Here is a 24,111-nt window from a genome sequence, read left to right on the forward strand (position 1 = left end):
GCTTGGCGCGCCTTCGACCTGCCATTTACCGAACCGTACAGGCAACCCGACGCGCTCACGCGGCCGAGAGCTTCTCCAGTCGCTTGGCTGTGGGCCAGCGCACCTTGTGGGCCCAACCGAGCTTCTCGAACGCCCAGATCACGCGGGCCGAGATGTCGATCTGCCCCCGCTTGACGCCGTGCCGGGCGGACGTCGGGTCGGCGTGGTGCAGGTTGTGCCACGACTCGCCGAACGAGGCGATGGCCAGCGGCCAGAAGTTGGCCGAACGGTCGCGCGCGGTGAACGGCCGCTCGCCGAGCATGTGACAGATCGAGTTGACCGACCACGTCACGTGGTGCAGCACGCACACGCGCACCAGGCCGGCCCAGAAGCAACCGGTCACGAAGCCCCACCACGACCAGGTCACCAGACCGCCGATGATGCCGGGGAGCACGAAGCTCAGCAGCGTCCACAGCCCGAACAGCCGGTCGACCCTGCGGATCGCCTTGTCGTTGAGCAGGTCGGGGGCGAAGCGTTCGTGGTTGCTGTTGTCCCGCTCGAACAGCCAGCCCATGTGCGCGTGCCAGAAGCCCTTGGCCACGGCCAGCGGCGTCGTGCCGAACAGCCACGGCGAGTGCGGGTCGCCCTCACGGTCCGAGAACGCGTGGTGCCTGCGGTGGTCGGCGACCCAGGTGATCACCGGGCCCTGAACCGCGGAGCTGCCCGCGATGGCCAGCAGCACACGCAGCCACGGCTTGGCCTTGAACGAGCCGTGCGTGAAGTAGCGGTGGAAGCCGACGGTGATGCCGAGTCCGGAGAAGGCGTAGAACGCCACGAACAGGCCCACGTCGACCCAGGACAGGCCCCATCCCCATGCGAAGGGGACGGCGGCCACCAGTGCGGCCAGCGGGGCCAGGACACCGAGGTAGACCGCGAACTGGAGGCCGGCGGTGCGTTGTCCGTCGAGGACGGGTTTACGACCGGATCTGGGCGTCTCGTCCGCATCCAGGGTTGCCGTCATGCACGTCTCTTCTTTCCACGAGGACCCTCGCCTCGCCCGCGGCGCCGGCGATGCCGACCGGGCGAGCGTTCGAAGGGTGACCTTACCTACGATACCGTAAGTTACGGTACAGCACGGTTTCCCGGTCTGGGGAGTGAGGAAAACGTCGTGCGCCGGACCTGCCCGCGATCTGCAAGGTGCACTGGATATCCTGACCAGGCGCAATCCGCCGTAGTGTAATTGGCAGCACTTCAGATTTTGGTTCTGACAGTCCAGGTTCGAGCCCTGGCGGCGGAGCAGCTCGCGGCATTCGAGCAGCCCAGGGGGTGTGTGTCCGCTGCACGGCGATGAGCTCCACGCCGGGAAGGCAACGGCAGGCCGGTCGACGGCCGGCCGGAAGGTAGGCCAGACAGAGGCAATGGAGCAGATGGACCAGGGCGCATCCGGCCCGGCACTCGGCGACAAGTCCGACGCCTGGCTGCTCGGCCGCGCTCGGGAGCTGATCGCGAACGTCCAGCGGTGCTCGAAGTCCGAACAGATCGAGATCATCGAGACGCTCGACGGCCTGCTCGACGAGACCCAGCGCCGCGGTGAGCCGCTGCTCGTCGCCCAGATGCTGCGGGCCGCCGCGCTGGCCCGGATCATCTCCGTCAGCAGGGCCGAGGAGGCCGAGCAGCAGCTCGACGAGATGCTCGCCCACACCCGCCGCCACGGCGCGACCCTGCTGCAGGCCGACTGCCACGCGCTGCGCGGCCGCAGGCTGGTGCTGTCCGGTCACGACGACGCCGCGCTGACGGAGATCGCCCGCGCTCTCGCCCTGCTCGACGACCCGCCGTCGCAGGAGCTCGGGCTGGGCAGGCGCGCGTGGGACCGGCTGCTGTCCACCGCGCTCAACGACTGCTGGATCGTGCTCAACCAGCTCGGCGTCTACGAGGCCGCCGAGGAGGTGATCACGCGCGCCCACCAGGCCGTGCGGGACAGCGCCGGGCCGCACGAGATCACGATGCAGCTCATGAACCGCGTGAAGATGCTGCTCGGCTGGGGGCTGCGGCTCGAGCGGATCGGGCGCAGCGAGGAGGCGGGCGAGAAGTTCCGCACCGCGGCCTCGATGGCCATCGCGGTCGAGGCCCCGTTCGCCGAATCGCTGTTCCCCCGCAAGGCCGGGGTCGCGGCCGTGGACCAGGTCGCCTCCCTCGCCGCGGCGCTCGCGTTCGCCGCGCCCAGCGAGGCGCACATCGACCGGCTCCGCCGACTGCGCACGACCCCGTTGTTCCCGTTCGACAAGCCGCTGCTGTCGATCGCGTTGGCCCGCTGCCTCGAATCGATCGGCAACCACGAGGAGGCCTTCGAACTCCTCCTGGGCGACCGCGACGACCTGCCGGACGAGCATTACCAGCCGTCGATCCGCATCGGCGTCATCCACGAGCTGACCCGCTTCGCCGACCGCTACGACCTCGGCGACCCCCGCGCCCAGCTCGCCGACTACGCGGGCGCGCTCGAGGCCGAGCTGTGGTCGATGCGCGAATCGCAGAGCGCCGCGCTCGACACCCGCCGGGAGCACGAACGGCTGTCGGCCATGCACGGCGCGATCACCCAGCAGGCCATGCAGGACCCGCTGACCGGACTGCCGAACCGCCGCGCGCTGGACGAACGCCTGCGCGGCTATGCCTCCTCGTCGGTGAGCGAACCCCTCGCCGTGGCCCTCATCGACCTCGACGGGTTCAAGGGCGTCAACGACCTGCGCTCGCACGCCGACGGCGACGACGTCCTGCGGATCGTCGCCAGCACGCTGCGCGACTCCCTGCGCGGCGACGACATCGTCGCCCGCTACGGCGGCGACGAGTTCGTCGCCCTGCTGCCGGGCGCTCCGCTGGCGGCCGCGACGCAAGCGATGAACCGTGCGGTAACGGCCGTCGACGAACTGCCGCGACATCTGTCACACGGGGTCACCCTGTCGGTCGGGCTCGTCGCGCTCCGGACCGGCGAACGCGCCGAGGAGGTCCTCTCGCGCGCCGACGCCTCGATGTACCAGGCCAAACGCCAAGGCGGGAACCGAATCGCCACCGCCACCCAAATCGGCGACGAGGGACAAACCGCACCGCAGGACGACCCCACGTCCGCCGTCGACGAACCGACGTAGGATCGTTGACCGGTCGAGATTAATCCCCGGTGAATCCAAGGAGTGCCGTGACCGGGCCGTTGAGCACCGTGATCCTCGCCGCGGGCGAGGGCACCCGTATGCGTTCGGACCTTCCCAAGGTGTTGCACCCCCTTGCCGGACGGCCGCTCGTCGAGCACGCGGTCCGCGCGGCGGCGGGGTTGGACCCGGACGAGCTCGTCGTGGTCGTCGGGCACGGCAGACAGGCCGTCGGCACACACCTGGACCGGGTGGCCGAGGTGATCGGCCGGACCGTGAAGACGGCCGTGCAGGAGGAGCAGCGCGGTACCGGACACGCGGTGCGCTGCGCCCTCGACGCGCTGCCCGCGGGCGACACCGGAACGGTGCTGGTCACCTACGGCGACGTGCCGCTGCTCGACAGCGCCACGCTGGCCGAGTTCCTCGCCGCGCACGAACGCGCCGGGCACGCCGTCACGGTGCTGACCGCCGTCGTCGACGACCCGTCCGGCTACGGCCGCATCGTGCGCGACGCCGACGGCGCCGTCACCGGCATCGTCGAGCACAAGGACGCCGACGAGGCCCAGCGCAACATCACCGAGATCAACTCCGGGGTCTACGCCTTCGACGCCGCCGTGCTCACGGACGGGCTCTCGCGCCTGTCGACCGACAACGTGCAGGGCGAGCTGTACCTGACCGACATCCTCGGCATCGCCCGCGGCGACGGACGCGCCGTCGGGGCCCTGCCGGTGTCGGACCCGTGGCAGACCGAGGGCATCAACGACCGGGTGCAGCTCTCGACGCTGGGGGTCGAGCTCAACCGCCGCATCGTGACCCGCTGGCAGCGCGAGGGCGTCACGGTGGTCGACCCGGCCACGACGTGGATCGACCTCGACGTCACGCTCGCCCGCGACGTCGTCGTCGAACCGGGCGTGCAGCTGCGGGGTGCGACGGTCGTCGGCGCCGGCGCGCGGATCGGCCCGGACTCCACGCTGACGGACGTACGCGTGGGCGAACGCGCCAGTGTGGTGCGCACCCACGGCAGCGAGTCGGTCGTCGGCGACGACGCCGCCGTGGGCCCGTTCGCCTACCTGCGTCCGGGCACGCGACTCGGCGACGCGGGCAAGATCGGCACCTTCGTCGAGACCAAGAAGGCCGACATCGGCCGCGGCACGAAGGTGCCGCACCTGACCTACGTCGGCGACGCGACGATCGGCGAGCAGAGCAACATCGGCGCCTCGAGCGTGTTCGTCAACTACGACGGCACGGCCAAGCACCACACCACGATCGGTTCGCATGTCCGCACCGGTTCGGACACGATGTTCGTGGCGCCGGTGCACGTGGGGGACGGCGCCTACAGTGGCGCAGGCACGGTGATCAGGGAGGACGTGCCGCCAGGGGCGCTCGCGGTGTCGGGGACGCCGCAGCGCAACATCGAAGGCTGGGTTCCGCGCCGTAGGCCGGGTACCCCAGCGGCGAAGGCCGCCGAACAGGCCCTCGCCGACCAGGAGGAAACCGACACCGACGGGGAGTCGCAACAATGAGTCCGAAGTCCGGAACACCCCAGAAGAACCTGATGCTCTTCTCGGGGCGTTCACACGTCGAGCTCGCCGAAGAGGTCGCCAAGGCGCTCGACGTGACGATCACCCCGCAGACGGTGCACACGTTCGCGAACGGTGAGATCTACGTCCGCTATCAGGAGTCCGTTCGGGGAACCGACGCGTTCGTCATCCAGAGCTTCTCGCCGCCGATCAACGAATGGCTGATGGAACAGCTGATCATGATCGACGCGCTGAAGCGGGGCAGCGCGAAGCGGATCACCGCGATCGTGCCGTTCTACCCGTACTCGCGACAGGACAAGAAGCACAAGGGCCGTGAGCCGATCTCCGCGCGCCTGGTCGCGGACCTGTACAAGTCGGCGGGCGCCGACCGCATCCTCACGGTCGACCTCCACACGGCGCAGATCCAGGGCTTCTTCGACGGCCCCGTCGACCACCTGCACGGCCAGAACGTGCTCGCCGACTACATCAACGAGCACTACAGCCAGCACGACATCACGGTCGTGTCCCCCGATTCGGGCCGCGTCCGCCTCGCGGAGAAGTGGGCGCAGCAGCTCGGCGACCGGCCGATCGCGTTCATCCACAAGACGCGCGACCCCGACCAGCCGAACCAGGCGGTCGCCAACCGGGTCGTCGGCCACGTCGAGGGCCGGCTGTGCGTGCTGATCGACGACATGATCGACACGGGCGGCACCATCACGAAGGCCGTGGACGCGCTGCTCGAGCAGGGCGCCTCCGACGTCGTCATCGCCACGACGCACGGCATCCTGTCCGACCCGGCGACCGAGCGGCTGTCCAACTCCAAGGCGCGCGAGGTGATCGTCACCAACACGCTGCCGATCCCGGAGGAGAAGCGCTTCCCGACGATGACCGTCCTGTCGATCGCGCCGCTGCTCGCGCGCGCATCCAGGAGGTCTTCGAGGACGGCTCGGTGACGAGCCTGTTCGACGGCAGCGCCTGAGCCTCGACACCCCTCGAACGGGGCCGGCGTGGACATCGGTCCGCGCCGGCCCCGTTCGCTGTCGGTGCCCGGTCCGAACCCCGCGTCTTGCACAGAACCGGCAGGGGGTCAAGAGCGCCACGAGACGCTGCATTACACTGGGCGAGTTGTCTCGGCGAGGCGGGACCGGAGGGACTCTCCGGTCACCGACGTGATCGACGCGGCGGCTTGAGAAGGCCCCCGTGTGCGCACGTCGTGGTACTCGCCGCCGGACAGCCACAAGAGACCAGGAGCTGGCCCGCCAGCAACGCTCGACCAGAAGAACCGCCCCATTCCACCAGGGCCCCACCGCGAGGAGTGCATCACCGTGTCCGAGGTACGCCTGTCCGTCGAACCCCGTACCGAGTTCGGCAAGGGAGCGGCCCGCCGCACCCGCCGCGCCGGCAAGATCCCCGCGGTGCTGTACGGCCACGGCGAGGATCCCAAGCACCTCGCGCTGCCGGCCGTCGACTTCGCCCGCGTCGTCCGTGAGAACGGCCAGAACGCCGTCATCACGCTCGACGTCGCCGGTGCGACCAAGAAGTCGACCGACCTGGCGCTGACGAAGACCATCACGGTCCACCCGCTGAAGAACTACATCGAGCACGTCGACCTGCTGGTCGTGCGGCGCGGCGAGAAGGTCACCGTCGACGTCCCGATCGTGCTCACCGGCACCGCCCGCCCGGGCACCCTGGTCAACCAGGACGTCGACACCATCCAGATCGAGGTCGAGGCGACCCACATCCCGGAGCAGTTCGAGGTCGACATCGAGGGCACCGAGGCCGGTCACACGGTCGTCGCCTCGGAGGTCACGCTGCCCCGCGGCGCCGAGCTGGTCTCCGAAGCCGAGACCCTGATCGTCGCCGTGAACGAGGCGCCGACCGAGGAGGCCATGGAGGCCGACGTCGACGCCGAGGGCGCCGGTGTGGTCGAGGAGGAGTCCGACTCCGCCGAGGGCGAGAACAGCTGATCCACCCCAGGGTCAGCTGAACACACCCCGACATGGCAGAAGATCTTCCCGGGGCCGGCGAGCAGGTGCTGCTCGCCGGCCTCGGCAATCCAGGGCCCAAGTACGCGGGCAACCGCCACAACGCGGGCTTCCTCGTCCTCGACGAACTGGCCGCCCGCGTGGGCGGGAAGTTCAAGGCCCACAAGAGCGGCGCCGAGATCCTCGAGGGACGACTCGGCGGCCGCAAGGTGGTACTGGCCAAGCCCCGGTCGTTCATGAACCTCTCCGGCGGCCCGCTGCTGGCCGCGGCCCGGTTCTACAAGATCGACGCCGCCGGTCTGGTCGTCGTGCACGACGAGCTGGACGTGCCGTACGGATCGCTGCGGCTCAAGCTCGGCGGCGGCGACAACGGCCACAATGGACTGCGGTCCATCACGAAGTCGTTCGGCACCAAGGATTACTACCGCGTGCGGTTCGGCGTCGGCCGGCCGCCGGGACGCATGGACGCCGCGGATTTCGTACTCAAGGACTTCGCCACGGTCGAACGCCGCGAGCTGCCGCTCAACGTCGACCGCTGCGCCGACGCCGTCGAGGAGCTGCTCGCCGGCGGCCTCACCGCCGCGCAGAACACCTTCCACGTCTCCTGATCGCCGCCGACCTCCGGCCGGACGTTCCTTACTACGGCCCTGCGCACACGGAGCGTCACACCACGGGGTGACACTCCCCCGACGGGGTCGGATCGATACGCCTGATCGAGTCGTATATCGGCGTGAAGCTTCCCCATTGTCGGTGCCCCCGGCTATCACGGATAGCCGCGAGGGACCCCGACGTGGAGGTGCGGATCATGGCGCTCACGGCAGACGAGGTACGGAACACCGACTTCCCGGATTCCGGCTTCGGCAGGCGCGGCTACGCCAAGCAGGAGGTCGACACGCTGCTCGACCGAGTTGTCCGCACACTGTCCGACGAGGACGACCTGACGGCGGCCGAGGTGCACCACGTCCAGTTCGGACGGCCGCCGATCGGCAAACGCGGTTACGACGAGAAGACCGTCGACGAGTTCCTCGACCGCGTCGAGGACACGCTCCTGAACCGGACGGGCGTCACCCGCGGTGCTCACCAGGTGCCGGCTGCCCGCGACGACTCGCCCACCGTCACCGACGCGGCGCCCGTGGGCGAGTCCGTCCCCCAGCGCGCGGACCTCTGACCGGAGACCGGAGCCCCGGCGGTGCTGCCGCCGGGGCTACTGCGCGTCCATCCGGTCGCGGTACTGCTCGGCGGTCGCGGCGCGCTGCACCTTGCCCGACGGCGTCTTCGGCAGGCTGCCCGTCGGCAGGACGACGACGGCGTAGGGCCGCGCGTCCACGGCGTCGCGCACGCGTGCCGTGACCTCCTTGACGATGCGGGCCTCCTCGGCCTCGTCGCCCGCCGACTTCGATTCGAGCACGACGGCGAACCGTTCCCGTCGCGTGCCCGCGTCGATGCGCACGGCCACGGCGTTGCCGGCCCGCACGCCCTCGACGCCGCCCGCGGCCCGTTCGACGTCCGTCGGGTAGACGTTGCGCCCGCCCAGGATGATGACGTCCTTGCTGCGCCCACAGATCACGATCTGCCCGTCGGCCAGGTAGCCGATGTCGCCGGTGGCGAACCAACCGTCGGCGTCCTGGGTGTCGACAGGGCCGTCGACGGTCAGATAGCCGGGCGTGATGGCGGCGCCGCGCAGGCGGATCTCGCCGACCTCGCGCTCGCCCCGCACCGCGCCGTCCTCACCGACGATCTGCGCCTCGATACCGTCGAGCGGCCTGCCCAGGACCGCGAAGCCGCGGACCTGCTCGGTGCCGCGCCGCTCGTCGCCCTCGGGCACGGGCACCGCGCGGTTCTGCGCCTCGAGGGGTTCGGCCTCGACGACGTCGACGGTCAGGCCGGACAGCAGCGGCGCGAACGACACGGCGAGCGTCGCCTCGGCGAGCCCGTACGCGGGGAAGACGCATTCGGCCGGCATCCCGAACCGGGCGCCCGCCTCGGTGAAGGTCCGCACCGCGGTCTCGTCGATCGGCTCGGCACCGTTGAGCGCGATCCGCATCCGCGACAGGTCGTACGCGGCATCGTCGTCCACACGTGCGAGCCGGCGGCCCACGATGGCGTAGGCGAAGTTCGGCGCCGCGGTGATCGTGCCGCGGTAACGGGTGATCAGGTCCGGCCACAGCAACGGCGAGGTCAGGAACTCGACGGGCGTCACCTTGACCAGCTCGACGCCGAACGTCATGGGCACGGTCAGGAAGCCGACCATGCCCATGTCGTGGAAGGTCGGCAGCCACGACACCATCACGTCGCTGTCGGGGTCGAGGTTCGAGCGCCGCGCCATCGCGCTGATGTTGTCGTACAGGTTGCCGTGCGTGATGCGCACGGCCTTCGGCTCGGCCGTGGAACCGCTCGTGAGCTGCAGCAACGCCATCGCGTCCTCGTCGACGGCGACGGGCTCGGCGATCGGGTCGGACTCGAGCAGGTCCTCGATCGTCCGGTACGAGATGCCGTTCTGCTCGAGCACGGGCGCCAGCTGGCCGAACGGTTCGCCCAGCAGCACCAGGTCGGATCCGATCATCCGGAGCACCTGCAGCGTGTCCTCGGCCCAGCGGGCGAGGTCGGTCCGCGGGGTCGGCTGGTGCAGCATCGTCACGCTGCCGCCCGACAACCACACGCCCTGCACGGTCGGCGCGATCAGCTCCGGTGCGGCGGCCAGCACGGCGACCGCCCCACCGGACTCGAAACCGCCCGCGGTCAATCCCCCGGCGAGGCGCCGGGCGCGCTCGTGCACCTCGGTCCACGTCCTGCGCACGGGCTCCGAGGGCTCACCCGTGACCATGCCTCGCTGCTGCCCGCCAGCCTCGGCGCTGGCGATCATCGTGTCGACGAACCGGCTCATGGCAGTGACTGTAACCGCGAGTCACACGCCGCGGGGAGGCGGCCGGACCGGTTCACTCGACGGCTTCGGACGCCTCGAGCCACTGTTGTTCGAGTTCGTCCTTTTCCGCCTGCAGCTGCTTGAGCTCGTTGTTCAGCTCCATCAGCCGGTCCGGTTCGGTCGCCGCGTCGGCCAGCGCCGCGTGCAGGGTCGACTCCTTCTCGGCGAGGGTGTCGAGTTTGCGTTCGAGCTTGCCCAGCTCCTTCGTGATCGCCCGCCATTCGGCGTTCGACAGGGCCTTCGCCCCGCCCTGCGACCCGGCTGCCGACGCATCGGCCGACTGCTCCGCCGCCTGCTCCGACACGGTGCCCGCGGTGGGCCGCGCGGACGCGATGTTCTGCCTGCGCCGCAGGTACTCGTCGATCCCGCCGGGCAGGTCGGTGATGCGGCCGTCGCCGAACAACGCGACGACGCTGTCGCACACGCGCTCGGTCAGGTACCGGTCGTGCGAGACCACCACGAGGGTTCCGGGCCAGCCGTCGAGCAGGTCCTCGAGCTGCTGCAGCGTGTCGATGTCCAGGTCGTTGGTCGGCTCGTCGAGCAGCAGCACGTTCGGCTCGGCCATCAGCAGCCGCACCAGCTGCAGCCGGCGACGCTCGCCGCCGGACAGATCGCCGACCGGCGTCCACTGGCGCTTCGGCGGGAAGCCCAGCTTCTCGGCGAGCTGCGAGGCCGACAGTTCGTGCTTGCCGAGCTGCACACGCGCCGCCACGGCCTCGACCGCCTGCAGGACGCGCAGGTCCGCGGGCAAATCGTCGAGTTCCTGCTTGAGGTGGGCCAGGTGGACGGTCTTGCCCTCGATGCGCCGGCCCGTCTCCGGTTCGCTCTCCCCCGCGAGCAGCTTCAGCAGCGTCGTCTTGCCCGAGCCGTTGACGCCGACGAGGCCGATCCGGTCGCCGGGGCCGATGCGCCACGTCACGCGGTCGAGCAGGACCCGATCGCCCGCGCTGAGCGAGGCGTCCTCGAGTTCCAGCACCGTCTTACCGAGCCGGCGCCGGGCGAAGCTCATCAGCTCGACCGTGTCGCGCGGCGGCGGGACGTCGGCGATGAGCGCCTCTGCGGCCTCGACCCGGAAGCGCGGCTTGGAGGTGCGTGCCTTCGCGCCGCGCTGCAGCCACGCGAGCTCCTTGCGCGCGAGGTTCTGCCGTTTCTCCTCCGCTGCCTGCGCCAGCCGCGCGCGTTCGGCGCGGGCGAACACCCAGTCCGCGTACCCGCCCTCGTACTGCTCGACACGGCCGCCGGTGACCTCCCACGTGCGCGAGCACACCGTGTCGAGGAACCACCGGTCGTGCGTGACGACCACGAGCGACGACTTGCGGGCCAACAGGTGATCGGCCAGCCAGCGCACGCCCTCGACGTCGAGGTGGTTGGTCGGTTCGTCGAGCACCAGCAGGTCGATCTCGCCGACGAGCGTCGCGGCGAGCGCGACCCGGCGGCGTTCCCCACCGGAGAGGTTGGCGGTATCGGTGTCGAGGCCGATCGCGGCGATCCCGAGACCGTCCACAATGGAACGCACGCGGGCATCGGAGGCCCATTCGTGCTCGGCACCGAACCCGGCCAGCACGACGTCGCCGACGGTGCTGCCCTCCGGCAGGTCCGTGCGCTGGGTGACGACGCCCAGGCGCAGGTCGCGCACCCGGCTCACGCGCCCGGAGTCGGGTGCGGTGACGCCCGCGAGCACCTCGAGCAGCGTCGTCTTGCCGCCGCCGTTGAGCCCGACGACCCCGATGCGCTGCCCCTCGCCGACCCCCAGGGACACCTCGTCCAGGAGGGGCCGGACACCGTAGGACTTGCTCACCGATTCGAGATTGACCAGGTTGGCCATACGTCAGAAAAACCTTTCCACGAAGTGGAATGCGTGTTGCAGAATGTCTGTTGTGGACTCAGGTCGCCTGTTGTCCCGGATCCTGCCGGTGTGCCGCCGCACGGCAGGGGTCATGCATGTGCCTGCGGCGGGGTGGGCGGCCACGGGACGTCGTCGTCCCCGCCACCGTCGCCGTCCTCGACGAGCCGCGCGCCCGGGACCGGTCCGCTGGCGACCCGCACCGTCCGGCACACGCCCGCTCCCGACAGGCGCGCCGACACCTGTACCGCGGCGTCGCCGTCGGCACACAGGAACGCGCAGGTCGGCCCCGAGCCGGAGACGATCCCGGCGAGCGCGCCCGCCTCGACACCGGCGCGCAACGTGCGGCGGAGGTTGGGGCGCAACGACACAGCGGCGGCCTGCAGGTCGTTGCCGAGCAGTTCCGCGAGCCGGTGCACGTCGCCCGACGCCATCGCCTCGACCAACGGTGCGTGGTCGCCCACGGGCGGCGGATCGCCGGTCTCACGCAGGCGGTCGAGCTCGCGGTAGACCCGCGGGGTCGACAGGCCTCGCTGCGCGAACGCCAACACCCAGTGGAACGTGTGCCGCGAGAGCACGGGGACGAGTTCCTCACCGCGTCCGGTGCCGAGCGCCGTCCCGCCGTGCAACGCGAACGGCACGTCGCTGCCGAGCTTGGAGGCGAGCCCGGTCAGTTCCTCGCGGGAGAGGTCGAGCTTCCACAGGTTCGCCAGTGCGACGAGGGCACCGGCCGCGTCGGCACTGCCGCCCGCCATGCCGCCCGCGACGGGGATGCCCTTGTCGAGCGTGATGCTGACGTTGCCGAGTTCCTCGGCCGACCGGCCGGTGTGCTCGGCCAGCACGTCGACCGCCTTCCACGCGAGGTTGCGCTCGTCGCGCGGCACGATCTTCACGCCCTCGCCCGTGACGTGCATGGACGGCGTCTCGGCGGCCGAGACCGTCACGGTGTCGGTCAGCGACAACGCCTGGAAGATCGTCGTCAGCTCGTGGTACCCGTCGTCGCGCGCAGGACCCACCGACAGGTGCACGTTGATCTTTGACGGCACCGTGACGGTCACGGGAGTCGGTACGACGGCAAGCACGTACCCAGGGTACTTGCGGACCCCGCCGACGCCGTCAGGCACGCGGCAACACGGCGACGCGAACCGCCAACCCGTTCAGAGCCGCGGCGCTGCGCCGAGATCCGCGACCTCCAAGGACTCCTCGAGGCCCTTGAAATCAGCGGCATTCCGAGTCAACAGGACAAGCCCGTAGCGCACAGCCGTCGCAGCGATCTGCAGATCGAGACGCCGTGGACGGGGGTCCCTGCCGGCAGCGCGCACCGCGGCCGCCAACGCCCCGTAGTACTCGGCGCAGTCGGCATCGAACGGCAGCACATCGAACGCAGCGGTGACGGCGTGCAGTTCACGTCGCCGCCGCACCTGCACAACCGCGTCCTTGGGAGCGGTCACGCCGTATTCGAGCTCGGCCAACGAGATCGCTGCCACGGCGGCCTCGTCGACCACCGCGGCAACCTGCTCCGCCGGATAATCGATAACGACGGACGTGTCGAGCAGCCCCCGACGCATCACCGCGCCCACGGATCCTCGACCTCGTCGGCGAACGGCGCCGACTCGACGTCGGCGATCCACGCCGCACGATCGAGATCCTCGCGTCCGAGGAGTTGCGCGATCTCGTCGACCGGGATGAAGCGACGCTTCGTGTCCCGCTGATGCGGCACGACGTCGGCAACGGGCCGCCCGTTGACGGTGACGGTGAAAGCTTCGCCCTCAGCCACCCGACGCATGATCGCCGCATTGTCGTTGCGCAGCTCCGACTGCCGAATCTCCGTACTCATAGCGCAATGATAGCAATAGGGAACTACTAGCGCTACGAGAACGCTATCCCATGGCATACGTCGTACGAGCGCACACGAACCCGCAACACGGCGTCGCAGGATGCCGACACGGCGACGTGGGGTGCTGACACGGCGACGCCGTGGGCGTCCCACGGCGTCGCCGGGGGTCAGGCCGCGACGCCGCGGAGGCCGTAGAGGGTGTGGGTGACGTGGGCGCCGCGTTCGGCGATCCACGCCAGCGCCGCGTCGGCACGCTGACCACGGACGCCGATGCGGAACCGGGCCACGGGCGTGTCACCGAACCGCGTCAGACCGCCGCCGATGGTGCCGATCTCGACGTCGAAGCGGCTCGAGCTCCGGCAGCAGCGCGCCGACCGACGCGAACCCCACCAGCACGACGTCGACCACCACGTCGAAGCCCGCGGCGCCACCCGCGGCCGGCTCGACGGCGGGCAGCAGCTCGTCGGCGATCCGGCTGCCCCGCTTGCCGGCAAGGCCGAGCAGGTTGCCGCTCTCGACGACCGACCCGCGGTCGAGCAGCGCGACGTCGTCGCACACGCGGCGAGCCACCGACGTGTCCGGCGTCGTCAACAGCACGGTCGCGCCGAGCTCGGACCGCGCGCGGTCCAGCACCGACAACACCGAACCGGACTCCTCGACGTCGACCCCGGAGGTCGGATCGTCGGCCAGCAGCACGGCCGGGCCGCCCGCCAGCGCACGGGCGATGGCCACGCGCCGCTGCTGCCCGGGCGTCAGGTCGGCGGGCACCTGCGCGGCCGCGCGGGTGAGGCCGATGACGTCGAGCAGGGTACTGACGCGCTGGCGACGCCGGGCCCCGTCGACACCGACCCGCTCCAGCGGGGCGGCGATGTTGCCGGCGACGGTCCGCTCGGGCCGCAGCCGCGCGTCGACGACGGCGACCTGACTCTGCGCCTCGCGCAGCTTGCGGCCGTCCAGCGTCGTGGTGTTGAGGCCGTCGTAGCGCACGGCGCCGCGGTCGGGCCGCTCGCGCAGCGCCACGCAGCGGGCCAGGGTGGACTTGCCCGAACCGGACCCGCCGACGACGCCGAACAGCGAGCCTGCGTCGACGTCCAGGTTGACCTCGCGCAGGGCGGAAACCGAGGCGGCGGAAGGGGCGTTGTCGGAGGTGGTGGAGGGGAACGACTTGCTGACGTTCTCGACGGTGATCAAGACAGCTCCAAGGCAGCTCAGGGCTCACCGGCACGCACCGCGGACAGCGGCGTGCCAGGAGGGAAAACGGGTGGCGGGTCGGTCAGGCTGGTCGGCCGTCAGGCCATGACGCAGCGTCGACACGCACTGACCGTGCGGCGGCCCTGATCGACTACCCGGCGCTGTGTGAGCAGCTCGGAGACGTACATCGGAGTTCCTCCATCGGTCCTGGCGTTAGCACCGTCCTCGAGGGAGGGTTGCTGCGACGTCGACGAGCCAGGTCTCTCGGTCGCTCGGGATGGAACTCCCACATAGTAGACATGAAACGTGCCCGTAATGGCAAGCCGCCGGGCGTAGATCACATCCGGCGTCACGCGGCCGGCGCAGCACCGGCCTCGGCGATGGCGATGAACGCGTCGATGTCGAGCTGCTCCCCCCGCGTCCGCGGATCGATGCCGGCGGCGGTCAGGATCTCCCCTGCCCGCTCGGCCGACCCGGCCCACGACGCGAGCGCCGACCGCAACGTCTTGCGCCGCTGGGCGAACGCCGCGTCGATCGCGGCGAACACCGCGTCGCGATCCACGCCGGGCCGGTCGGCTCCCCGGTCGAACGCGACGAGCGACGAATCGACGTTCGGCACCGGCCAGAACACCGCGCGCGGCACCGCGGCCACCTTCTTCGCCCTGCCGTACCAGGCGAGCTTGACGCTCGGCACCCCGTAGACGCGGCTGCCGGGTCCCGCGGCCATCCGCTCGGCCACCTCGGTCTGCACCATCACCAGCACCCGCCGCAGCGACGGAAACTCCGCCAGCAGGTGCAGCACGACGGGCACGGCCACGTTGTACGGCAGGTTCGCCACGAGCGCGTCCGGCGCGCCGACGTCGGCCGGGCCGATGCGCAACGCGTCGCCCGCGACGACGGTCAGCCGGGGCGCCGCCTCCGGTGCGTGCGACCGTGCGGTCTCGGCCAACCTGCGGCGAGCACCGGGTCGATCTCGACCGCCACCACCTCGGAGCCCGTGGCCAGCAGACCCAGCGTGAGCGAGCCGAGGCCGGGCCCGACCTCGAGCACGACATCGCCCGCGTCGACGGCGGCCAGGTCGACGATCCGGCGCACGGTGTTCGCGTCGTGCACGAAGTTCTGCCCGAGCTTCTTCGTCGGACGCACGTCGAGCTCGGCGGCGAGTTCGCGGATCTCGGCGGGCCCGAGCAGGCCCGGCTGCGCGGGCGGGTTGTCGGCGGTCACGGCAACGAGTTCAGCACAACGCCGCCCGGTACCCCTGCGCAGGGGTACCGGGCGGCGTCGGAGTTGTTCGGTGCGGCCCGTTACGACAGGCCGAGCTTCGACGAGCACGCGGGCCAGGCGCTGTAACCGCCGCGGTCGTCGCGGACCTGCGTGGCCGTCGCGATCTGCTGCTCGCGGCTGGCCTCGTGCGGGTATGCCGCGTACTGGCTGCCGCCGTAGGCGTCCCAGGTCTGCTTGTCGAACTGCAGACCGCCGTAGTACCCGTTGCCGGTGCTGATCGACCAGTCGCCACCGGACTCGCACTCGGCGAGCTGGTCCCACACGGCGCCGTCGGCGATCTGCGGCTGCGGCGGCTCCTTGGTGCCGACGCGAACGACCCGGTCCTCGGCTTCCTTGAGGACCTTGGAGTCGACCTCCTTGCGGGAGATCTCCTCGCCGTTCTCCTTGGTGACGCGGTAGGTGACGAGCTTCTCGCCGGCCTTGCCCTCGTCCTCGACGATCTCCTTGCCCTGCTCGAGCTCCGGGTCCTCGATCTCGCGGACCTCGGGCTCGATGGCTTCCTTCTCGTTCACCACGGACACGCCGGTGCGGGCCACGAAGACCTCGGCGTTGTCCGTCAGCTTCATGTCGCGGCCGCTCTTGACCTCGTCCCGCGGACCGAGCTCGAGGCCGAGCTCGTCGAGGAGCTCCTCGGCGGTCACGGCGTTGGTCTGCACCTCGCGCGGCTCGTCGCCGCCGTCGTAGACCGTGACGTTCTTCAGCGTCTTGATCTCGAGGTTCTTGCCCTTGAGCGGCACGTCGCCGTCGAGCGGCGCGGAGAACTCGGCGCCCTGGTTCTTCAGGTGGTCCAGGTCGAGCTGGGTGAGCGCCTCGCCGACGGTGGTGGCGCGGACCCAGGAGGTCTGCTCCTCGCCGTCGACCGTGACGGTCAGGTGGCGGCCGCGCTCGAGCTTGATGACGCCGCCGTCGCCCACGCTCGCCTGCGGCGACGGGGACAGCGCGTCGTGCTTGCCGACGTTGATGTCGGCGTCGTCGAGGATCTCGCCGACCGTCTCGCCGTAGCTGCGGATGGTCTGCTGCTCGCCGTCGACGTCGAGCGTGACGCTCTTGTTCATCGCCAGCGCCGCCGCACCACCACCGGTGAGCGTGATCAGCATGGCGAGGACCGAACCCTTGAGGAAGCGCTTCTTCCACGTCCGGACCGCGCTGGCGAAGCCGTCGTCGGCGTCGAGGTCGTCGGCGTCGGCGGCCGCGACGGCGCCGGGCGCCGGGGCGGTGTCGACGATCGGCGGAAGCATCGTGGTCTCGGCGTTCATCAGCCGAATGAGTTCGTCCACTCCGACATTGGCCTCGGCCATCATCGCGTCGGCGTCGGGGCCGAGCACGGCGAGGATGTCGTCCCGCGTGATCCGCGGGTCGGACGAGAACTCTGGATCGCTCGGTCGGTCGAGCAGAGCCGTCGAGTCGGCACGAGCCGACGACGAGCTCGCGTCTGCGCGCCCGTAGCTACCAGTCACTGGGTCTATCCCTTTCACGCATGGCCAGGACACCCGCAGTCAGCGTCGTCCCCTGACATTCGCCGCGCGGATCGCTCCGCGCGAGTCATGTGGTCCCCGACGAACACCGACGTGACTGTGGGCATGCCGGTGGGAGGCAGTCGATCTCCAACCAGCACGGTCACGGCACCGTAACGGGCCTCGGGGGGTTGCGCAAACACGCCACGCAGTCTTGTGATCTGCCTCACTGGATCGAATGACGGCTTGTGCCAGCACCTTTGTCGCAGTCCGTTCAGGCCGATGTGACTGTCGGCAACGGAGGGAGACGGAAGACACGCTCGGCATTGCTCCGAACGGCGTCCGCGACCACGGCGACCGGCTCACCGCGGAGCTCGGCGAGACCGTGAACGGTGTAAGCGGCGCAGTACGGCTCGTTCGGGCGACCCCGATACGGATGAGGGGTCAGGAACGGCGCGTCGGTCTCCACCAGATACTGCTCCGCGGGGACGAGCTCGGCCGCGTCCTGCAGACCCGTGGCGTTGCGGAACGTCACCGTGCCCGCGAACGAGAGGACGTAGCCGGCGTCGACGCACCGGCGCGCCATGTCGGCGTCGCCGGAGAAGCAGTGGAACACGACCCGCTCCGGCGCCCCCTCCTCGGACAGGATGCGCAGGATGTCCTCGTGGGCCTCGCGGTCGTGGATCATCAGCGGTTTGCCGATGCGCTTGGCGAGGTCGATGTGCCACCGGAACGCCTCCTGCTGCGCGGCGGGCGGCGAGTAGTCCCAGTAGTAGTCGAGTCCGGTCTCCCCGACGGCCACGATGCGGTCGCCCGCGGCGAGCCGTTCGATCTCGGCCTTCTCGGCGTCACCGAAGTCGGACGTGCGGGTGGGGTGGATCGCGACGGCGGCGAACACGCGCTCGTCCCACGTGGCCGCCTCGGCGGCCCACTGCGCCGCCGCCAGGTCGTCGGCCACGGTGACGACCCGCTCGATCCCCGCCTCGCCTGCCCGGTCGAGGATCGCGGCGACGTCGGCCGCCGTTTCCGCCCCGCAGGCGTCGAGATGGGTGTGCGCGTCCACCGCGGGCGCGGCAACCGGTCCGGCACCGGCGGCGGCGTGTCCCGCCCACTCTTCCGACTCACAACCCCTCCCGTATGCACTCCCGAGGCCATGTCGCGTTGAACGCGACCATGGGGCCCTCGGGGGCTCTATTCGTGTCAGCTGGTGATGGGGGCCCAGTCGGGGCCCGTCTCGCCGAGTGTCGCGTCGAGCTTGGCGAACAGCGGCGACGGCTTGGCCAGCGGACGGCCCACCTCGATCGGCGTGGACGCCCACACGGCCTGCTCGCCGCTGTAGTCGCCCGTGAGGATCGGGTTGACCCGCCCCGGGATGTCGAGGTCCTCGACGTCCTGCAGCTCGGGCTGCGCCGCCCACACGCCGGTGCCGCCGAGGGCCTCGTGCACCTTCTGCGCGGCGTGCGGCAGGAACGGCGTCAGCAGCGCGTTGGCGTCGGACACCACCTGCAGGGCGGTGTGCAGCACGGCGTCGCGCCGGTCGGGGTCCTCCTTGAGCTTCCACGGCTCCTGGTCGGACAGGTACTTGTTCGCCGCCGACACCACCCGCATCGCCTCACCGGCGGCCTGCCGGAACCGCGAGCGCCGCAGGTGCTCGCCGACGGTGTCGAACGCGCCGCGGGAGAGGGCCTTGAGCTCCTCGTCGGCGGCCGCGGGCGCGGTCGGCGCGGGAACGCCGCCGTTGTTCTTGTGCGCCATCGAGATGGCCCGGTTGACGAGGTTGCCCCATTCGTTGGCGAGCTCGAAGTTGGTGCGCCGTACGAACTCGTCCCACGTGAAGTCGGTGTCCTGGGTCTCCGGCCCGGCGACGCTGATGAAGTAGCGCAGCGTGTCGGGGCCGAACTCGCGCAGGAAGTCCTCGACGTAGATGACGGTGCCGCGCGAGGTCGAGAACTTCGACCCGCTCATGGTGAGGAACTCGCTCGAGACGATCTCGCCGGGCAGGTTCAGCGTGCCGTACCGGCCGGTCTCGCCGCCCTTGTCGCCCGCGCCGTTGTGCCCGAGCAGGAACGCGGGCCACAGCTGGGCGTGGAAGGTGATGTTGTCCTTGCCCATGAAGTAGTACGACTGGGCGTCCGGGTCGGTCCAGAACGGCTTCCACGCGTCGGGGTCGCCGCTGCGGCGCGCCCACTCGACGCTGGCCGAGAAGTACCCGATGACCGCGTCGAACCAGACGTAGAACCGCTTGAGCGGCTGGTCGCGCCACCCGTCGAGCGGCACCTTCACGCCCCAGTCGAGGTCACGGGTGATCGGCCGCGGACGCATGTCGTCGACGAGGTTCTTCGTGAAGTTGAGGACGTTGGAGCGCCAGTCGGTCTTCGTCGACAGCCACGAACCGAGCGTCTCGGTGAACGCGGGCAGGTCGAGGAACAGGTGCTCGGTCTCGACGAACGTCGGCGTCTCGCCGTTGATGCGCGAGCGCGGGTTCTTCAGTTCGGCGGCGTCGAGCTGGTTGCCGCAGTTGTCGCACTGGTCGCCGCGTGCGCCGTCGTAGCCGCACAGCGGGCAGGTGCCCTCGATGTAGCGGTCGGGCAGGGTGCGCCCGGTCGACGGACTGACGGCGCCGGTCGTCGTCTTCGGCACGACGTAGCCGTTGCGGTGCAGCGCGAGGAAGATCTGCTGGACCACGTCGGCGTGGTTGCCGGTGGTGGTACGGGTGAACAGGTCGTAGGACAGGCCGAGTCCGCGCAGGTCCTGGCCGATCTGCCGGGTGTACTTGTCGGCGGTCTCCTGGGGCGTCAGGCCCTCCTTGTCGGCCTGCACCAGGATCGGCGTGCCGTGTTCGTCGGTCCCGGACACCATGAGCACCCGGTTGCCGGCCATTCGCTGGTAGCGCGAGAAGACGTCGGACGGGACGCCGAAGCCGGACACATGACCGATGTGGCGGGGGCCGTTGGCGTAGGGCCAGGCCACCGCGGTCAACACTGAGGTGCTCATGCCTCAGTAGATTACGGAAGGTGCCCGGCGGACGGGCGAGCAGGGACGGAGGCCGGTAGCGGTGCCAGCGACGCGGTTGCTCGTGCTCGGCGTGGTGCGGATGTACGGCCGCGCTCACGGTTACCAGGTGCGCCGCGAGCTGCTGTCGTGGTCGGCGGAGCGGTGGGCCAACGTGCAGCCGGGCTCGATCTACCACGCGTTGAAACGGCTGGCGTCCGAGGACCTGCTGCAGCAGGTCGAGACCACGCCGGGCAAGGGCCCGGACAGGTTCGCCTACACCCTCACCGACGCCGGCGAACGCGACTTCCAGCGCGAGTTGCAACAGCGGATCGCCGACGTCACGAGCTCGCCGGCGGACGCGAGCGCCTTCACCGCCGCGTTGGTGTTCATCACGGCACTGCCCCGCAAGCTGGCGCTCGAACTGCTGGAGTACCGCGTGACCCAGTTGGAGGGGCAACGCGCGAACGTCGCGACGGTGCTCGACAAGGGCAGCGACTGGGGCCACCCGGCGCACGTCAACGAGTTGTACCGGCTGTGGCTGGGGCATTGCGACGCCGATCTGACCTGGACCCGCGAGCTGGTCGAGCGCCTGCGTTCCGGTGAGTACGTCATGGCCGACGACCCGACCGACACCGGGCACAGCTAATCAAATTTGACGACGATGCCGGTCGTGGAGGACAGTCGTCCTCGGGTCGCACGCGACGACCCGCACTGTCTTTTCTCCACGGGGGTTCCATTGATCACGGCACGCGGTTTGCAACGCCGCTTCACCTCGCGCGGGCGCACGGTGGACGCGGTGAAGGGCGTCGACATCGATGTCGCCGAGGGCGAACTCGTCGGCTTCCTCGGCCCGAACGGCGCGGGCAAGACCACGACGCTGCGCATGCTCACCACGCTGCTCACGCCCACGGCGGGTGAGGCGCAGGTCGCCGGCCGCGACCTGCTGGCCGATCCGGTGGGGGTGCGCAGGCGCATCGGTTACGTCGCCCAGGGCGGCGGCACGGGACCGGAGTGCAAGGTCGCCGAGGAGATCGAACTGCAGGGCCGGCTCTACGGTCTGCGCAAGTCCGAGGCGATCGCACGCGGCGCGGATCTCACCGAGCAGCTCGATCTGTCCGGATTGGACCAACGGCTGACGAAGACGCTGTCCGGCGGCAGCGGCGCAGGCTCGACATCGCCCTCGGCCTGATCCACCGGCCGGGTCTGGTGTTCTTCGACGAACCGACCACCGGCCTGGACCCGCAGAGCAGGGCGAACCTGTGGGAGCACATCCGCACCCTCCGCGCGGAGCAGGGCGTGACGCTGTTCCTCACCACGCACTACCTCGACGAGGCGGACGCCCTGTGCGACCGGATCCTCGTGATCGACGGCGGTGAGATCGTCGCCGAGGGCAGCCCGGACGCGTTGAAGGCCCGGGTCTCCGGCGACGGCGTCGTGCTCGGTGTCGACGACGACGCGCTGCCCCGAGCCGCGGAGATCGTGTCCGCGGTCGAGGGCGCCCACGACCTGGTCACCGCCCACGGCGAGGTGCGGTTCCGCGTCCCGCGCGGCGACACGGCACTGCCCGCGCTGCTGCGCGCGTTCGACGCCGCCGACATCGGGATGCGGTCGATGCAGGTGCACCGGCCGACGCTGGACGACGTCTTCCTGACCCTCACCGGCCGCAGCCTGCGCGACAGCGACAACACAGCCGACAACACAGCCGGCACCGACTCCGACACCAGGACCGACGACAAGGCCGGCAACGAGGGCGGGGTGAACACCCGTGTTGCGTGACACCTGGCTGATCTTCCGCCGCGACTACACCCTGCTGCTGCGCAATCCGGCCTGGTTGGCGATCGGCGCGATGCAGCCGGTGCTGTACCTGGTGCTGTTCGGGCCGCTGATGGAACGGATCGTCACCAGCACGCCCGGCTTCCCGCCCGGTGACAGCTGGACGATCCTCACGCCCGCGCTGATCATCCAGCTGTCGTTGTTCAGCGCCACGATGGCCGGCTTCTCGTTGCTGGCCGATCTGCGCAACGGCGTCGTCGAACGGCTCCGCGTGACGCCGGCCAGCCGGGTCGCGCTGCTGCTGGGCAAGGTCCTCACCAACGGCCTCACCACGATCGTGCAGGCATTGATCATCACGACGCTGGCGTTCCTGGTGTTCGACCTGTCGGCGCCGGTCGGCGGGATCGTGCTGACCCTGCTGATCGTCGGGATGCTGTCGGTGACGCTGGCCTCGGCCTCTTACGCGGTGGCGTTGACGCTGCGCAACGAGGAGGCCTTCCCGGCGGTCGTGAACTCGGTGCTGATGCCGGTACTGCTGTTGTCGGGCATCCTCGTGCCGATCACCACCGGGCTGGCCCCGCAGTGGCTGTACTCGATCTCGCGGGTCAACCCGTTCACGCACATCGTCGACGCGGGCCGCGCGAGCTTCCGCGGCGACTTCTCCGTCGACGCGCTGCTGACCGGTTCGGTGGTGCTGCTCGTGCTGATGTCCCTGGCGGTGTTCTGGGGCGCGCGCACGTTCCGCCGCGAGAACGCCTGAGCCGACCGGCCCGACCCGCCGGCCGATCCACCACCGGACACGCCCGCCCGAAGGGCCCACTTTTCGTGCATCGCCGCACGTAGAGTGGGCCCTCGGCAGGCAGCACAGCGGCAGGCGGATGAGGTGGGGCGGTGACCGAACCGGCGGGACCGACGGGCGTGAGCCTGTCGCTGCGTGAGTCGGTGCCCGACTGGGCGGCGCTGCGCGGCCGGGCGGTCACGTTCGCGGCGATCACCGTCACCGAGAACCTCAACTGGACCGACGACGGTTCCGCCGCACAACTGGGCCGGGCCCTGGACGCCGGGGTGCACGCGGGCATCCGGCATCTGGCGCGTGAGGGCGGCGCGATCGACCAGGCACGGCATGTCGTGCGCGCGGGCGCACCGCTCGGGGCGTTCGCGCCGGGTGTGCTCGCGCCGACGTTGGATGCGCGCGCCCCCGGCATCGACGACCGGTTCGTCAAGACGTGGATCAAGACGATCCGCGGCGAGGCCGGCATCCGCCGCGTGCTCGTGCAGGCCGAGTTCGAGGACTGGCAGCACCGGTTCCACCCCGACCGCTGGGCCGATTCCGACGTCGTGCTGTGGCTGGTGCGCCGCAACGGCATTCCCGGCCGCCCCGGCTGGTTCCACAGCAGGCTCGGCGTGCACCAGCACAGCAACCGTTCGCAGGCGCCCGAGTCGGCGCTGGTCTACCCGTTCACGCTGGCCGACATCCTGCTGTGAACCCGCGAACCTCGCTGAACCTCTGACCCGTCCGGTCAGAGCGTGGCCGAGTCGGGGAAGGCGATGACCGACAGGAACCGGATCGGGAACGTGATCAGTTCGACCGGTCCGTGCGGCGCCTCCCCGTCGATCTGCAGCGAGTCGCCTGCCCGCATCCGGTAGACCGACCGGCCGTGTCCGTAGGCCATCTCCCCTTCCAGCAGGTAGATGAACTCGGTGCCGGGGTGTTCGAAGAGGGGGTGCACCTCGCTCTGCGCGTCGAGGGTGACGAGCAGGCATTCGAGGCGTTTGTGCTCGTCGCGCAACGTGCCGAGGAGTTCGTACTCGTGGCCGACCTGCGTGCCGTTGCGGACGATGCGGGTGCCCTGTCCCGCGGGGACGAACGAGGCGGGCCGTTCGGTCTCGGCGCCGCGGAACAACGACGTCACGGGCACGTCGAACGCCGAGGCCAGCCGGGCCAACGTGGCGAGGCTGCACGATGTCTGCGCGTTCTCGATCTTCGAAAGCATCGCCTTGGAGATGCCGATCTGCTCGGCCATGTGCCCGACGGAGACCCCGTGCTGGGCGCGCAGGCGGCGGACGTTGGCCGCGATCGCCTCCTCGAGCGCGATCTCCTCGACGGTCTCGCTCTCGTGCCGGTTGCGCGCGGTGCCCGAGACGTTCCGGAGGAGGTTCTCGTCGGTCATGGGTTCACCCTAGCGGCGAG

Annotated in this window: 17 protein-coding genes, 1 tRNA gene, 5 pseudogenes and 1 riboswitch; of the genes and pseudogenes, 11 read left to right on the top strand and 12 right to left on the bottom strand. The window is 70.4% G+C overall.

The genetic code is table 11. The features are described 5' to 3' along the window. Nucleotides 1-55: 55 nt before the first annotated feature. Entirely contained in the window at nucleotides 56-1,000 is a 945-nt protein-coding gene (locus BJF85_RS00680) for an acyl-CoA desaturase (RefSeq protein WP_075845299.1), read from the bottom strand. A gap of 204 nt (nucleotides 1,001-1,204) precedes the next feature. Between BJF85_RS00680 and BJF85_RS00685 the strand changes: the two genes are divergently transcribed. From BJF85_RS00685 to BJF85_RS00715, 7 genes and pseudogenes are all read left to right on the top strand, one after another. Further along, nucleotides 1,205-1,276 (top strand) — tRNA-Gln (locus tag BJF85_RS00685). Between the two features lie 130 nt (nucleotides 1,277-1,406). After that, entirely contained in the window at nucleotides 1,407-3,119 is a 1,713-nt protein-coding gene (locus tag BJF85_RS00690; protein WP_083665818.1) for a diguanylate cyclase, read from the top strand. 47 nt (nucleotides 3,120-3,166) lie between these two features. Beyond that, nucleotides 3,167-4,639: a bifunctional UDP-N-acetylglucosamine diphosphorylase/glucosamine-1-phosphate N-acetyltransferase GlmU gene (glmU, locus tag BJF85_RS00695; RefSeq protein ID WP_075845301.1), complete on the top strand. Its 1,473-nt coding sequence runs from the start codon at nucleotides 3,167-3,169 to the stop codon at nucleotides 4,637-4,639. Next, nucleotides 4,636-5,615: pseudogene (locus BJF85_RS00700) on the top strand (ribose-phosphate diphosphokinase). Before glmU ends, BJF85_RS00700 begins: the two are co-directional and overlap by 4 nt. A gap of 346 nt (nucleotides 5,616-5,961) precedes the next feature. Then, entirely contained in the window at nucleotides 5,962-6,603 is a 642-nt protein-coding gene (locus tag BJF85_RS00705; protein ID WP_075845302.1) for a 50S ribosomal protein L25/general stress protein Ctc, read from the top strand. A gap of 32 nt (nucleotides 6,604-6,635) precedes the next feature. Continuing rightward, the gene (gene pth, locus BJF85_RS00710) at nucleotides 6,636-7,229 is read left to right on the top strand and encodes an aminoacyl-tRNA hydrolase (RefSeq protein ID WP_075845303.1); all 594 of its coding nucleotides are present in this window, start codon (nucleotides 6,636-6,638) and stop codon (nucleotides 7,227-7,229) included. Between the two features lie 197 nt (nucleotides 7,230-7,426). Next, complete coding sequence (locus BJF85_RS00715) at nucleotides 7,427-7,789, top strand: DivIVA domain-containing protein (RefSeq protein WP_075845343.1); 363 nt, start codon at nucleotides 7,427-7,429, stop codon at nucleotides 7,787-7,789. A gap of 36 nt (nucleotides 7,790-7,825) precedes the next feature. Here BJF85_RS00715 and BJF85_RS00720 read toward each other — a convergent pair whose 3' ends face one another. The 10 genes and pseudogenes from BJF85_RS00720 to metG form a co-directional block, all read right to left on the bottom strand. Next, on the bottom strand, nucleotides 7,826-9,505 hold the full coding sequence (locus tag BJF85_RS00720) for a fatty acyl-AMP ligase (protein ID WP_075845304.1): 1,680 nt from the start codon (nucleotides 9,503-9,505) through the stop codon (nucleotides 7,826-7,828). Between the two features lie 52 nt (nucleotides 9,506-9,557). Then, the gene (locus BJF85_RS00725; RefSeq protein ID WP_075845305.1) at nucleotides 9,558-11,369 is read right to left on the bottom strand and encodes an ABC-F family ATP-binding cassette domain-containing protein; all 1,812 of its coding nucleotides are present in this window, start codon (nucleotides 11,367-11,369) and stop codon (nucleotides 9,558-9,560) included. 110 nt (nucleotides 11,370-11,479) lie between these two features. Beyond that, the gene (locus tag BJF85_RS00730; RefSeq protein ID WP_075845344.1) at nucleotides 11,480-12,469 is read right to left on the bottom strand and encodes a 4-(cytidine 5'-diphospho)-2-C-methyl-D-erythritol kinase; all 990 of its coding nucleotides are present in this window, start codon (nucleotides 12,467-12,469) and stop codon (nucleotides 11,480-11,482) included. Between the two features lie 75 nt (nucleotides 12,470-12,544). Further along, nucleotides 12,545-12,967, bottom strand: a complete 423-nt coding sequence (locus BJF85_RS00735; RefSeq protein ID WP_255375290.1) for a PIN domain-containing protein — start codon at nucleotides 12,965-12,967, stop codon at nucleotides 12,545-12,547. Beyond that, nucleotides 12,955-13,224 (bottom strand): type II toxin-antitoxin system Phd/YefM family antitoxin, encoded by a 270-nt coding sequence (locus BJF85_RS00740; RefSeq protein ID WP_075845306.1) that lies wholly within the window; start codon nucleotides 13,222-13,224, stop codon nucleotides 12,955-12,957. Before BJF85_RS00740 ends, BJF85_RS00735 begins: the two co-directional genes overlap by 13 nt. 167 nt (nucleotides 13,225-13,391) lie before the next feature. Beyond that, nucleotides 13,392-14,415: pseudogene (locus tag BJF85_RS00745) on the bottom strand (methionine ABC transporter ATP-binding protein). Nucleotides 14,416-14,610: 195 nt separating this feature from the next. Beyond that, a riboswitch (SAM riboswitch) is annotated at nucleotides 14,611-14,699 on the bottom strand. A gap of 65 nt (nucleotides 14,700-14,764) precedes the next feature. Further along, nucleotides 14,765-15,639 (bottom strand): annotated as a pseudogene (gene rsmA / locus BJF85_RS00750) (16S rRNA (adenine(1518)-N(6)/adenine(1519)-N(6))-dimethyltransferase RsmA). 80 nt (nucleotides 15,640-15,719) lie between these two features. After that, nucleotides 15,720-17,093, bottom strand: coding sequence for a resuscitation-promoting factor (locus tag BJF85_RS30860; RefSeq protein WP_075845346.1), 1,374 nt, complete (start codon nucleotides 17,091-17,093; stop codon nucleotides 15,720-15,722). A 334-nt stretch (nucleotides 17,094-17,427) separates the two neighbouring features. Next, nucleotides 17,428-18,308, bottom strand: a pseudogene (locus tag BJF85_RS00760) (TatD family hydrolase). Nucleotides 18,309-18,353: 45 nt separating this feature from the next. Beyond that, entirely contained in the window at nucleotides 18,354-20,147 is a 1,794-nt protein-coding gene (gene metG, locus BJF85_RS00765) for a methionine--tRNA ligase (protein WP_075845307.1), read from the bottom strand. 61 nt (nucleotides 20,148-20,208) lie between these two features. Here metG and BJF85_RS00770 point away from each other — a divergent pair, with 61 nt between their 5' ends. The 4 genes and pseudogenes from BJF85_RS00770 to BJF85_RS00785 all read left to right on the top strand — a co-directional run bounded on the left by BJF85_RS00770 (nucleotide 20,209) and on the right by BJF85_RS00785 (nucleotide 23,405). Next, nucleotides 20,209-20,793 (top strand): PadR family transcriptional regulator, encoded by a 585-nt coding sequence (locus BJF85_RS00770; protein WP_075845308.1) that lies wholly within the window; start codon nucleotides 20,209-20,211, stop codon nucleotides 20,791-20,793. A 90-nt stretch (nucleotides 20,794-20,883) separates the two neighbouring features. Next, nucleotides 20,884-21,923: pseudogene (locus BJF85_RS00775) on the top strand (ATP-binding cassette domain-containing protein). Continuing rightward, complete coding sequence (locus BJF85_RS00780) at nucleotides 21,913-22,680, top strand: ABC transporter permease (protein ID WP_075845309.1); 768 nt, start codon at nucleotides 21,913-21,915, stop codon at nucleotides 22,678-22,680. Before BJF85_RS00775 ends, BJF85_RS00780 begins: the two are co-directional and overlap by 11 nt. 131 nt (nucleotides 22,681-22,811) lie before the next feature. Then, complete coding sequence (locus tag BJF85_RS00785; protein ID WP_075845310.1) at nucleotides 22,812-23,405, top strand: lysozyme; 594 nt, start codon at nucleotides 22,812-22,814, stop codon at nucleotides 23,403-23,405. Nucleotides 23,406-23,440: 35 nt separating this feature from the next. Here BJF85_RS00785 and BJF85_RS00790 read toward each other — a convergent pair whose 3' ends face one another. After that, a complete protein-coding gene (locus tag BJF85_RS00790) occupies nucleotides 23,441-24,091 on the bottom strand; it encodes a helix-turn-helix domain-containing protein (RefSeq protein WP_075845311.1) in 651 nt (216 codons plus the stop codon). Nucleotides 24,092-24,111 lie beyond the last annotated feature (20 nt).

It is taken from the genome of Saccharomonospora sp. CUA-673 (genome assembly GCF_001942305.1).
Lineage (GTDB): Bacteria > Actinomycetota > Actinomycetes > Mycobacteriales > Pseudonocardiaceae > Prauserella.

Excerpts from the sequence above, each read along its gene's own strand:
- BJF85_RS00680 (WP_075845299.1), bottom strand. The coding sequence starts at position 1,000 with ATGACGGCAACCCTGGATGCGGACGAGACGCCCAGATCCGGTCGTAAA.
- BJF85_RS00690 (WP_083665818.1), top strand. The coding sequence starts at position 1,407 with ATGGACCAGGGCGCATCCGGCCCGGCACTCGGCGACAAGTCCGACGCC.
- pth (WP_075845303.1), top strand. The coding sequence starts at position 6,636 with ATGGCAGAAGATCTTCCCGGGGCCGGCGAGCAGGTGCTGCTCGCCGGC.
- BJF85_RS00715 (WP_075845343.1), top strand. The coding sequence starts at position 7,427 with ATGGCGCTCACGGCAGACGAGGTACGGAACACCGACTTCCCGGATTCC.
- BJF85_RS00720 (WP_075845304.1), bottom strand. The coding sequence starts at position 9,505 with ATGAGCCGGTTCGTCGACACGATGATCGCCAGCGCCGAGGCTGGCGGG.
- BJF85_RS00725 (WP_075845305.1), bottom strand. The coding sequence starts at position 11,369 with ATGGCCAACCTGGTCAATCTCGAATCGGTGAGCAAGTCCTACGGTGTC.
- BJF85_RS00740 (WP_075845306.1), bottom strand. The coding sequence starts at position 13,224 with ATGAGTACGGAGATTCGGCAGTCGGAGCTGCGCAACGACAATGCGGCG.
- metG (WP_075845307.1), bottom strand. The coding sequence starts at position 20,147 with ATGAGCACCTCAGTGTTGACCGCGGTGGCCTGGCCCTACGCCAACGGC.
- BJF85_RS00790 (WP_075845311.1), bottom strand. The coding sequence starts at position 24,091 with ATGACCGACGAGAACCTCCTCCGGAACGTCTCGGGCACCGCGCGCAAC.